The 12,010-nt window shown below is 65.8% G+C and carries 9 protein-coding genes; 6 read left to right on the forward strand and 3 right to left on the reverse strand.

Translation table 11 applies throughout. The features are described from left to right. Window positions 1-26: 26 nt before the first annotated feature. The 5 genes from EYW47_RS15500 (at window position 27) to EYW47_RS15520 (ending at window position 8,440) form a co-directional block, all read left to right on the forward strand. A complete protein-coding gene (locus EYW47_RS15500; protein ID WP_133195696.1) occupies window positions 27-1,352 on the forward strand; it encodes an MFS transporter in 1,326 nt (441 codons plus the stop codon). 97 nt (window positions 1,353-1,449) lie between these two features. Continuing rightward, window positions 1,450-5,082 carry a hydantoinase B/oxoprolinase family protein gene (locus EYW47_RS15505; RefSeq protein ID WP_133195697.1) on the forward strand — a complete coding sequence of 1,211 codons (3,633 nt, stop codon included), beginning with the start codon at window positions 1,450-1,452 and terminating at the stop codon, window positions 5,080-5,082. Window positions 5,083-5,255: 173 nt separating this feature from the next. Next, window positions 5,256-5,603 (forward strand): hypothetical protein, encoded by a 348-nt coding sequence (locus EYW47_RS15510; protein WP_133195698.1) that lies wholly within the window; start codon window positions 5,256-5,258, stop codon window positions 5,601-5,603. A 182-nt stretch (window positions 5,604-5,785) separates the two neighbouring features. Next, on the forward strand, window positions 5,786-6,235 hold the full coding sequence (locus tag EYW47_RS15515; protein ID WP_133195699.1) for a hypothetical protein: 450 nt from the start codon (window positions 5,786-5,788) through the stop codon (window positions 6,233-6,235). Window positions 6,236-6,328: 93 nt separating this feature from the next. Next, window positions 6,329-8,440, forward strand: a complete 2,112-nt coding sequence (locus EYW47_RS15520; RefSeq protein ID WP_133195700.1) for a phosphocholine-specific phospholipase C — start codon at window positions 6,329-6,331, stop codon at window positions 8,438-8,440. 52 nt (window positions 8,441-8,492) lie between these two features. On the opposite strand, the gene yiiM is transcribed toward EYW47_RS15520, so the two are convergent. Next, window positions 8,493-9,194, reverse strand: coding sequence for a 6-hydroxyaminopurine reductase (yiiM, locus tag EYW47_RS15525; RefSeq protein ID WP_205710077.1), 702 nt, complete (start codon window positions 9,192-9,194; stop codon window positions 8,493-8,495). Window positions 9,195-9,300: 106 nt separating this feature from the next. Beyond that, window positions 9,301-10,176: a LysR family transcriptional regulator gene (locus EYW47_RS15530; RefSeq protein ID WP_133195702.1), complete on the reverse strand. Its 876-nt coding sequence runs from the start codon at window positions 10,174-10,176 to the stop codon at window positions 9,301-9,303. A gap of 129 nt (window positions 10,177-10,305) precedes the next feature. On the opposite strand from EYW47_RS15530, the gene EYW47_RS15535 reads away from it, so the two are divergent. Continuing rightward, a complete protein-coding gene (locus tag EYW47_RS15535; protein ID WP_028219857.1) occupies window positions 10,306-10,731 on the forward strand; it encodes a VOC family protein in 426 nt (141 codons plus the stop codon). Between the two features lie 39 nt (window positions 10,732-10,770). Here the strand turns inward: EYW47_RS15535 and EYW47_RS15540 are convergent, their stop codons facing one another. Then, a complete protein-coding gene (locus tag EYW47_RS15540; protein ID WP_133195703.1) occupies window positions 10,771-11,625 on the reverse strand; it encodes an alpha/beta fold hydrolase in 855 nt (284 codons plus the stop codon). Window positions 11,626-12,010 lie beyond the last annotated feature (385 nt).

Genomic DNA, 12,010 nt, shown 5'->3' on the forward strand with positions numbered 1-12,010 from the left:
TCCGCGTCTATCCAAAGGAGCAGCAGATGGACAGCAAGACACTCACGGCGAGCGCCGGCGAGGCCGGTCACACCGGCGATATCGGAGACATCGGCGAGGCGGCCGGCACCGGGCAGCTTTCCTGGTATGCCGAAGCCGGCCCGCGCGCGCGTCGCGCGTTCTGGAGCTGCAAGGTGGGCTACATGCTCGACGGCATGGACACGCAGATGCTTTCGTTCGTGATCCCGACGCTTGTTGCCACCTGGGGCATCTCGCTTGGCGACGCCGGCTTTATCGGCACCATGACGCTGCTTTCGTCGGCGCTCGGCGGCTGGATCGCGGGCATTCTCTCGGACCGCATTGGCCGCGTGCGCACGCTGCAGCTCACCGTGCTGTGGTTCGCGGTCTTCACGGGCCTGTGCGGGCTCGCGCAGAACTACGGCCAGCTGCTTGCCGCGCGTTCGCTGATGGGCTTCGGCTTTGGCGGCGAATGGACCGCGGGCGCCGTGCTGATTGGCGAAGTGATTCGCGCGCGCGACCGCGGCAAGGCCGTGGGGCTCGTGCAGTCGGGCTGGGCGATCGGCTGGGGCTTGGCCGCGCTGCTTTACGCTGTGCTGTTCTCGGTGATGGCGCCCGAAATCGCGTGGCGCGCGCTGTTCCTCATTGGCCTCGTGCCCGCGCTGCTCGTGCTGGTGATTCGCCGATATGTCAAGGAACCCGAAATATTTGAGCACGCGAAGGCAGCACAGAAGGACGCACAGGATACCCCGCGTTTTACCGAGATTTTCTCGCCGAAGCTGCTTTCCACGACGCTGCGCGCTGCGATGCTGACCACGGGTGCGCAAGGCGGCTATTACGCGATCACCACCTGGCTGCCGACGTTTCTGAAGACCGAACGCCACCTCACAGTGATGGGCACCGGCGGCTATCTCGCGATGATCATCGTGGGTTCTTACGTGGGCTACCTGTCGAGCGCGTGGCTCACCGACCGTCTCGGCCGCAAGCCCAACTTCATCCTGTTCGCGGTAGGCTCGATGGCGATTGCCTTTGCTTACACGTCGCTGCCGCTCACGAACGGCTCGATGTTGTGGCTCGGCTTTCCGCTCGGATTTTTCGCCTCGGGCATCTTTTCGGGCATGGGCGCGTTTCTCACCGAGCTCTTTCCCACCCGCGTGCGCGGTTCCGGCCAGGGCTTTTGCTACAACGTGGGCCGTGCGATCGGGGCGCTTTTCCCGGTGCTGATCGGCGCGCTCTCGAAGCAATTCGGCCTTGGCCCGAGTATCGGCATGTTCGCCGTGGCGGCCTATGGCGTGCTGATCGTCGCCGCGCTCACGCTGCCCGAGACGCGCGGCCGCGAGCTGGAATCGGCCTGAGTTTGCCCTGAATCTGGCTTGAATCGCGGGCCTGCATCGAATACTTCCGCATTCGATCCGCCATACATCGTTCTACTAATCGACTACGCATCGCACCATGACTCACGATCACGCTTCCGACGCTTGCACCCCGTCCCGCTGGCAATTCTGGATCGACCGCGGCGGCACGTTCACCGACATCGTCGCGCGCCGTCCCGACGGCACGCTCACCACGCACAAGCTGCTCTCCGAGAATCCCGAACAATACCGCGATGCGGCGGTGGCGGGCATCCGCCATCTGCTCGGGCTGCGCGCCGATCAGCCGATCACGCCGCGCGAGGTCGAGATGGTCAAGATGGGCACCACGGTCGCCACGAACGCGCTGCTCGAACGCAAGGGCGAGCCGGTTGCGCTCGTGACCACGCGCGGCTTTCGCGACGTGCTGCGCATCGCGTATCAGAACCGTCCGCGCCTGTTCGATCTCGACATCGCGCTGCCCGAAGCGCTGTATGAGCGCGTAGTCGAAATCGACGAACGCGTGAGCGCGCAAGGCGAGCTGGTCGCGCCGCTCGATCTGGACCGTGCCGAAGCCGCGTTGCGCGAGGTCTACGCCATGGGCATTCGCGCGCTCGCGATCGTGCTGATTCACGGCTACCGCCACACCGCGCACGAGCGCGAAATCGCCGATCTGGCGCGGCGCATCGGCTTCACGCAGGTTTCGGCCTCGCACGAAGTCTCGCCGCTCATGAAGATGGTCTCGCGCGGCGACACCACCGTGGTCGACGCCTATCTCTCGCCCATCCTGCGCCGCTATGTCGATCAGGTCGCGAGCGAGATGCCGGGCGTGAATCTGCAATTCATGCAGAGCAGCGGCGGCCTCACGCGCGCCGACCGCTTCCAGGGCAAGGACGCGATTCTTTCGGGCCCGGCCGGTGGCATCGTCGGCATGGTGCGCGCCGCGCAGGCGGCGGGCTTCGAGCGCGTGATCGGCTTCGACATGGGCGGCACTTCTACCGACGTCTCGCATTTCAACGGCGAATTCGAGCGCGTGTTCGAGACCCAGGTGGCCGGCGTGCGCATGCGCGCGCCGATGATGAGCATTCACACCGTGGCGGCGGGCGGCGGCTCGGTGCTGGGCTTCGACGGCGCGCGGCTGCGCGTCGGGCCCGATTCAGCGGGTGCCAATCCCGGGCCCTGCGCCTACCGGCGCGGCGGTCCGCTTACGGTGACCGACTGCAATGTCATGCTCGGCAAGATCCAGCCCGAGTACTTCCCGCACGTGTTCGGCCCGCACGCGAACGAGGCGCTCGATCGCGACGCCGTGGTCCAGCGCTTCAACGCGCTCGCCGACGAAATCTTCGCCGCCACGGCTCAGCGTCGCACGCCCGAGGAAATCGCCGAAGGCTATCTGGAGATCGCGATCGGCAGCATGGCGAACGCCATCAAGAAGATCTCGGTGCAGCGCGGCCACGACGTCTCCCAATACGTGCTCACGACCTTCGGCGGCGCGGGCGGCCAGCACGCTTGCGGCGTGGCGGATGCGCTCGGCATGAGCCGCGTGTTCGCGCATCCGCTCGCGGGCGTGCTCTCCGCGTTCGGCATGGGGCTCGCCGATCAGACCGCGATGCGCGAGCGCGCGCTCGAAATCGTGCTTGAAGACGCGTCGCTCGCGCGAATCGACGCTGCGCTCGACGCGCTCGCGCAGGACGCGAGCGGCGCGCTGCTCGAACAGGGCGTGGACGCCGCGCACATCTCCACGGCGCGGCGCGTGCATCTGCGCTATCAGGGCACCGATTCGGCGCTCGCGGTGAACGCCGGCAGCGTGGACGCGATGCGCGCGGCGTTCGAAGCGGCCTACCGGCAGCGCTACGCGTTCCTGATGCCGGACACGCCGCTCGTGGTGGAGCTCGCCTCGGTGGAAGCCATCGGCCACTCGGACGCGCAGCCCGTGACCGGCACGCTCGCGCCGCGCGAGATGGGCGGCGCGCCGTCGGCTCAGGCGCGCGTGCGCTCCTATTCGGGCGGCCGCTGGCACGACGCGTCGCTTTATCTGCGCGACACGCTCATGGCCGGCGACGTGCTCGACGGCCCTGCGATCATCGCCGAGAAGAACGGCACGACCGTGGTCGAGCCGGGCTGGCAGGCGGCGCTGACCGCGCAGGGCAATGTCGTGATGACGCGCGTGCTGCCGCTGCCCACACGCCGCTCGATCGGCACCGAGGCCGATCCCGTGCGGCTCGAGATCTTCAACAACCTCTTCATGTCGATCGCCGAGCAGATGGGTTTGCGCCTGCAAAACACCGCGTATTCGGTGAACATCAAGGAGCGGCTCGACTTTTCGTGCGCGATCTTCGACGCGGCGGGCAATCTGATCGCGAACGCGCCGCATATGCCCGTGCATCTCGGCTCGATGGGCGAAAGCATCAAAACCGTCATCGAGCGCAATCGCGACACGATGCGCGACGGCGACGTGTTCATGCTCAACGACCCGTATCACGGCGGCACACACCTGCCCGACGTCACGGTCATCACACCCGTGTTCGCCGAAGGCAGCGCGGAGCCGCTCTTCTACGTGGGCTCGCGCGGGCATCACGCGGACATCGGCGGCATCACGCCGGGCTCGATGCCGGCGGCTTCCCAGCATATCGAAGAGGAGGGCGTGCTCATCGATAACTGGCAGCTCGTCGAGGCCGGCACGCTGCGCGAGCGCGAAACGCGCGCATTGCTGGCCTCGGGCCGCTATCCGGCGCGCAATATCGATCAGAACATGGCCGATCTGCGCGCGCAGGTCGCCGCGAACCAGAAGGGCGTGGACGAATTGCGCCGCATGGTCGCGCAGTTCGGCCGCGACGTGGTGCTCGCATTCATGCAGCACGTGCAGGACAACGCGGAAGAAGCGGTGCGCCGCGTGATCGGCGCGCTCAAGGACGGCGCGTACCGCTATGAGCTCGACAACGGCGCGGTAATCGAGGTGGCGATTCGCGTGGATGCGCAAACGCGCAGCGCCGCCATCGACTTTACCGGCACTTCGGCGCAACTGCCGAACAACTTCAACGCGCCGAAGGCCGTGTGCATGGCGGCCGTGCTCTATGTCTTCCGCACGCTCGTGGGCGACGACATCCCGCTCAACGCGGGCTGCCTCAAGCCGCTCACGGTGACGGTGCCCGAGCGCTCGATGCTCAATCCGGTGTATCCGGCGGCGGTGGTGTCGGGCAACGTGGAGACCTCGTCGGCGATCACGAATGCGCTTTATGGCGCGCTCGGCATCGTGGCGTCGAGCCAGGGCACGATGAATAATTTCACCTTCGGCGACGCACGTTACCAGTACTACGAAACGATTGCGGGCGGCAGTGGCGCGGGTGAGGGCTTCAGCGGCGTCGATGCGGTGCAGACCCACATGACCAACTCGCGCCTGACCGATCCCGAGGTGCTCGAATGGCGCTATCCGGTGCGCCTCGAATCGCATTTGATTCGCGCGGAGTCGGGTGGCGGCGGACGCTGGCACGGCGGCAACGGGGCGGTCCGGCGCATCCGCTTCCTCGCGCCGATGACGGCGTCGATCCTCTCGAACAACCGCATCCACGCGCCGTTCGGCGCGGCGGGCGGGCGGCCGGGGCGCGCGGGAAGCAACCGCGTCGAGCGCGCGGACGGCGAGATCGTGGCGCTCGGCCATATCGCCAGCGTGGAGATGGGCGCGGGCGATGTGTTCGTGGTGGAGACGCCGGGAGGCGGCGGCTACGGGCACGCGTAGTGTGTTGCTCTGCCGCCTGCACGGGGCACCGCTCCGCATGAACGAATGTTCATCCGCTTGAGGCCGGCATGAGAGACGAAGGCGCCTAATCTGGGCTGTAGCCGATCCAGAACGACAATACAGGACGAAGATCCACGGCTCCTTCGAATCTCATGACATGGAGACAGACCATCATGAACGCGATCCTCAAGCGCGCCGTTCCGCTCATGCCACTCGTGCTGGTGGCGGCCAGTTCGCTGGCGTGCGCCGCCGGCCATCTGACGCCGCAGCAATGCAACAGCTATCCGTTCAAGCCGGCGCACGGCGCGCTGTCGAGCGACGACGTGGCGCGCGAGCTCAACGAGCTGGCGTCGGTGGGCTATCGGCCCGGCATCGATAACTATTCGCCCGATATCGCCGACGCCCGCGCGAAGCTCAACGCCGAATACGCGAAGGACTGCGCGTCGGGACCGTCCAGCGCGAGCCAGTCGGCAACCGGCCCGGCCACGAGCGCTGCGACTAGCGTGGCCACTAGCGGCTAAGCTCGTCTCGCGGCGCACGCCGCGTCCCATTCCCCTCGCTGTTTATTCGGCCGCCGTCACAAAACTTAAAAGCAGCTTCGTTATGCTTCGGCGTTGTCTTGCCGCTGCGTTCGCGCGCGGGAAGGCGATGCTCGGGCCGCTCCTCGAGCCGTTGTTGTGCCTCTATCTGGATGGAGACTTCGATGACGGTCGAATTCGTGCCGGCGCGTCCGCATTTTGGCGACGCGCCGAGCAAACGTTTGCGCTTGCCCGGCGACCTTGCGACACCGCCCACATATGCCACACTGCTGGCATGTGCAATAGTTGCGTGCGCAACTACAGCGTGCGGCGATCGCACCGGCGACGCACGCGTCGCGCTCACCACGAGCGCTGCACGCGAGCTCGGACAAACGCAGCCCGCAGCATCGACAAACCCTCAGCCAAACCCGGCGCAAGCCGATTCGCCGCTCGCAACGACATTTGCGGCCGGCGCGTCCACACCGAATTCCGCCGATGGCGCAAACAGCGCGGCTGCCCTTGCCGCGCGCGCGGTGCGCTCGCCCGCACGGCCCGGCGCCGCCGCGGGCGAGCACGCCGCGACAGATGCCGACAACGCACCGCTTGCCACTCCCGTGATTCACACCGCCGACTGACGCACCTGGCCGCGCGAAGCTGCGCCGCCTGTCGTTTTGTCAGGCGGCGCCGCGTCGCGCGGGCATTCTCAACCCGAAGACGGAAACCACAACATGACTTCGAGAAGCCGCCGTGACTTCCTCCGCACCGCCGCGATGAGCGCCGGTTCGGCCACTGCTCTGACGATGCTGCCGCTGGGCATCCGCAACGCGCTTGCGATTCCGGCCAACAATCGCACGGGCAGCATACGCGACGTCGAGCACATCGTGATCCTCATGCAGGAGAACCGCTCGTTCGATCATTACTTTGGCACGCTGCGCGGCGTGCGCGGCTTCGGCGACACGCGCGCGATCACGCTGCCCAACGGGCAGCCCGTGTGGAACCAGCCACTCGCGGCAGGCGCGGGTGAGGTGCTGCCGTTCCATCCCACGGCGGCCAACCTCGGGCTGCAGTTCATCCAGGATCTGCCGCACGACTGGACCACGACGCACGCCGCCTGGAATGGCGGCCGCTACGACCAGTGGGTGCCGGCCAAGGGCCCGACCACGATGGCCTACCTCACGCGCGACGACATTCCCTTCCACTACCAGCTCGCCGACGCCTTCACGATCTGCGACGCCTACCATTGCTCGACGATGACCTCGACCGATCCGAACCGCTATTACATGTGGACCGGCTGGGTGGGCAACGACGGCAGCGGCGGCGGCCCGGTGATCGACAACGCGGAAGCGGGCTACGGCTGGTCCACGTATCCTGAAGCGCTGCAAGGCGCGGGCATCTCGTGGAAGATCTATCAGGACGTGGGCGAAGGGCTCGACGCGAAGGGCTCGTGGGGCTGGACCGGCGACAACCCGTATATTGGCAATTACGGCGACAACTCGCTGCTGTATTTCCATCAATACCAGAACGCGCAGCCGGGCAACCCGCTCTACGACCGCGCGCGCACGGGCACGAACGTGCTCGCGGGCGGCGGCTACTTCGACGTGCTCAAGCAGGACGTGCAGAACAACGCACTACCGCAGGTTTCGTGGATCGTCGCACCCGAGGCCTATTCCGAGCATCCGAACTGGCCCGCGAACTATGGCGCGTGGTACGTCGACCAGGTGCTGCAGATCCTCACGTCGAACCCCGAGATCTGGAGCAAGACAGTACTGCTGATCAATTACGACGAGAACGACGGCTTCTTCGATCATCTCGCGCCGCCGTTCCCGGCCGCGTCGAGTGCCAACGGGCTTTCCACGGTGGACACCGTCAACGAGATTTTCCCGGGCAGCAGCAAATACGCGGCGGGCCCGTACGGCCTCGGGCAGCGCGTGCCGATGCTGGTTGTTTCGCCGTGGTCGCGCGGCGGCTGGGTGTGCTCGCAGACTTTCGATCACACCTCGGTGATCCGCTTCATCGCAAAGCGCTTCGGCGAGCAGCACGACCTGCGCGAGCCGAACATCACCGCGTGGCGCCGTGCCGTGTGCGGCGACCTCACTTCGGCGTTCGACTTTGCCACGCCCAATGCCACGCTGCCTGTGCTGCCTTCCACGAGCGGCTACGCGCCGCCCGATCGCAATCGCCACCCGAGCTATGTGCCGCAGCCGCCTGCTACCGGCAGCGTGCCGAAACAGGAGAGCGGCGTGCGCCTCGCACGGGCGCTGCCCTATGAGTTGTTCGTGCGTTTCGACGCGAACGGCGCTTCGGGCAAGGCGGGCATGCACTTCATCAATACGGGGCGTGCCGGCGCGGTGTTCCTCGTCTATACCGCGGGCAGCGCCGACGCGCCGCTCAGCTATACGGTGGAGGCGGGCAAGCGTCTCGAGGACAAGCTGACCCTTGGCACGACCGGCGCGTACGACTTCACCGTGCACGGACCGAACGGCTTTTTGCGCCGCTTCGCGGGCAAGCAGGTGCAGATGAGCTGGTTGGGCGGCGACACTGCGCGCCCTGAGGTGACCGAAGGCTACGACGTGGCGAACGGCAATCTGCAATTGCGCCTGCAAAACACGGGCAATGCGAAATGCCAGTTCACGATCGTCAACGCCTACGACCCGGGCACGCCCGTCGTGCACAGCGTGCGCGGCGGCGATGTCGAGCAGGTCTACCTCGATCTGCGCAACGCTTACGGCTGGTACGACCTGACCATCACCGTCGATAGCGACGCGAGCTTCGTGCGCCGCATTGCGGGGCACGTGGAAACGGGGCGTCCTGGCTATAGCGATCCGGCGCTTGGCGGCTGATGTGCATGGGGCGCTCGGGGGGAGAGCCCGAGCGCGGGGCACGCGCGATTTATCACGGTCGCGCGCTGCCCCAAAGACGGCGCGAAAAATCTTCGATCTCGCCGCTGAGGCGCCGTTTTTGCAGGGTGCGCGTCCAGCTTGTCGATAGCCCGGCTGCGCCAAGCAAGCGGCGATACTGTGCGTCGTCGAACGGCAGGTGCCAGGCGATGGCCGCCGCGTCGAGCACGGTAACGTCGCTTACACGCGAGGCGAGCTCGAGCGGTGCTTCGGGGCTGACGCGGCCGCCGGCGATCACGCGATAGAGCCAGCCTACGCGCGCTGCGTTTTGCATCTGCAGGGAGAGGTCTTCGATGGCGAAGTGAAAATTCACCTTGAAGCAGGGCGAGCGCGGCTGCGTCACTTGAATCAGCGCGTCGCCCCAGCAAAAGATATCGCCAATAAAGACGTTCTCTTCGGTCAGCCCAACGGTGGACAAGTTTTCACCAAACGACGCGGCAGCAAACCGGTTGGCCCGCGCGGGAAATTTACGCGCCCAGTGGGCATAGTGCTCGCGCGGATAGTGGCACAGCGCGCGATCGGGACCGCCGTGGATCCCCGGTTCTGCCTGTTCGTCTCCTTCAAGGCCGCGTTCGCTCAACACCAGCGCGCTATTGACAGCGCGCTTGGCGATTGCGCTCGGACGGCCAGCGGGGTATTCAAGAACGCGGCCGGTAAAGACGGCTAGGGGAAAGCTCATAGGCGACTCCATTTGCATGAGCACACATGCTCTGCGCTTTGGCCATGCCGTGCAATTCGAAATCGCGAAGCGCGGCCAATACGCGGCGTTCGGCCGCGTGAGGGGCGCAGAATGGCCGGAAGAGTCAGCCCTCTCGCCGCGACTCGGTTTCCAGCAGACCAAGCAAGACCCTTGCCGTCTCGCTCATCTGACTCGCGTCGCGATGCACGATGCCGACGTCGCGATGAAACGTATGGTGGCCGAGGTCGATCGCACGCACCTTGGCGGGCCAGCGCCGCCAGGTGGCGGTCTGCGGAACGAGTGCGACGCCCACGCCGTTCTCCACCAGCTTCACGATGGCCTCCAGCTCGTCGAGCTCGCACACGTCCTGCACGGGCAACTGCATGCGCCGCAAAAAGCGGTCGACCTGCCGGCCGCCGAACGACGCGCGGTCATAGCGGATATACGGCCGCGTGGCGATCAGCTCCATCCAGTCGCTGCCTTTCACGCCGCGCGGCACGATCAGCCGATAAGGTTCCTGCGCGAGCGGAGTCCAGCGCATATCGCTCTGGAGTGCGAAGGGAGGGCGGATGATGGCGGCCAGATCGATTTCGCCGGCGTCGACGAGATTGAGGAGTTCCATCGACACCCCCGGAATCACGCGCGTGCTCGCGCCGGGGCACTGCTGGCGCAGCGCCGCGAGCGCGTCGGGCAGCAACGCGCGCTGCACCGATGCAATCGCGCCGATATTGATCCGCACGGCCACCGCCGGGTCCACGGTGACGGTGCTCAGGTTGCCGTAAAGCCGGATCACCTCCTGCGCCTGCACGAGAATCTGTTGGCCGCGCGCGTTCAAGCGTGCGGTGCGCCCCTCGCGGTCGAACAGCGCGAAGCCGAGCTCGGCTTCGAGACGCTGCATCTGCGCGCTCACGGCGGCCTGCGTAAGGCCGATCCGCTTTCCGGCGGCGGCGAAGGTACCCTCGCGGGCGACGGCAATCAGCGTCTTCAGCTCGCGGATCATTCACAAATTCCGTTTGTGTATGGCGAAATTATATATTGATTTTATTTTTCAACCGTGCCGTCTATCATGGCCCGACAAAGCGCCGGCACGAACGGTAGAACGCATTGCATAGCGAGTATGGAGCGAACCATGAGCCTTTCCCCGTTTCACCTGGCCATCCCCGTCTACGATCTGCCGGCCGCGCGCGACTTCTATGGCCGTGTATTCGGTCTCGAAGAAGGCCGTTCGAGCGACCATTGGGTCGACTTCGACTTTTTCGGTCATCAACTGGTGATTCACGAGCACCCGAAAACCGCCTCGCAGGAAAGCGCGCATACGAACGCGGTGGACGGCCACGACGTGCCGGTGCCGCATTTCGGCGTGGTGCTGGAATGGAGTCAGTGGGAGGCGCTCGCGCAGCGGCTGCGCGAGTTCGGCACGCAATTCGTGATCGAGCCGTATATCCGCTTTCAGGGGCAGGTGGGCGAGCAGGCCACCATGTTCCTGTTCGATCCGTGCGGCAACGCGCTGGAATTCAAGGCGTTCAAGGACATCGGGCAGCTGTTCGCCAAATGAGGCTGCAAGCGTGCCCGAAAACGGCAGACGACGCGCGCGTCAGCTCTGCGTGACGAAGTTGCGTACGTGCGTATTGAAGAGATCGGCGTGTGTGGCGTTCATGCCATGCGTCGCGCCTTTCATCGTGATGCGCTGCGCGAAGTCGATCCACTCTTCGAGCGCCTCGACATTATTGCGGAACATCAGCGGGCTGCGCTGGCCGTCGATCAGCAGCGTGCGGCACTTGATGTCCGCCGCGGGGCGGCGCATGTAGGCGGGCAGCGGATCGAGCAGCTGCTTGGGCAGCGTCGTGGCGTTGGCGATGGCCATTTCGCGGAAGGCGTGCGGGCTCTTGCGCCAGGCGCCCGGCATGCTCACCGAATCCACGAACAGCTCCAGCCCGTCTTCCAGCTCGCCGCGCTCGATGAGATCGGCCGCGCGCGTGCGCAGCGCGTTGGTGGCGGGAGGCAGCACGTCTTCGTCGTCTTCGAGGCGGCGCAGCGGGCCGCCCGGATCGGCGAGCACGAGCGTGCGCACGAGGCGCGGATAGCGGCGCGCGAGGTGATACGCAATCGAGCCGCCGCGCGAATGACCCACCAGATGCACCGACTCGAGTCCCATCGCGACGATGAAGTCGGCCAGCTCATGCAGATGGCTTTCCCAGCCGAATTCGCCCTGGATGCAGGCGTCGGCGGCCGGCCAGTAATGGCTCAGGCTCGGGGCGATGCAGCGGAAATCGTCCGCGAGACCGTCCAGCTGCGGCGCCCAGTAGCGGTAGTCGCACAGCGAGCCGTGCACGAACAGCAGTGGCTCACCGGTGCCCCGTTCGAGGTACGGCAGAACGACGCCCGAGTCCAGCGTCGCGAACGACAGGTCGGGTGGGGCAAGTAGGGACGGGTCGATGCGTTGATTCACGGAGATCACTCCAGTCGCGGAGATGACACTTTGCCGCATGGCAACGCTTAAGGGAAACGCAATAAATTGAACGTTGCTATCAGGTTTTCTGATTGAAATAAGATTGAAAGCTTGCGGCGCTGATACATCGGCCAACCCTGAGCCCGTCGCGGTGAGACGCTGGTAGACTCCGGCCGGCATTCAGCCCCATCCCACCGGAGTTCACCCATGCGCCGAAACCTGCTTCGAATCTGTCTTGCCGCTGCCACGTGCGTGCTTGGCGCTTGCTCTACCGCGAATTCCACTGCCCCGTCCACGATGGTGGGTGCCGATCGCGACGCACATGGATGCATTGGCTCCGCGGGCTATTCGTGGTGTGAACACACGCAGCGCTGCGAACGCCCGT

The sequence above is a fragment of the Paraburkholderia silviterrae genome, assembly GCF_004353915.1.
In the GTDB taxonomy this organism is placed as follows: domain Bacteria; phylum Pseudomonadota; class Gammaproteobacteria; order Burkholderiales; family Burkholderiaceae; genus Paraburkholderia; species Paraburkholderia silviterrae.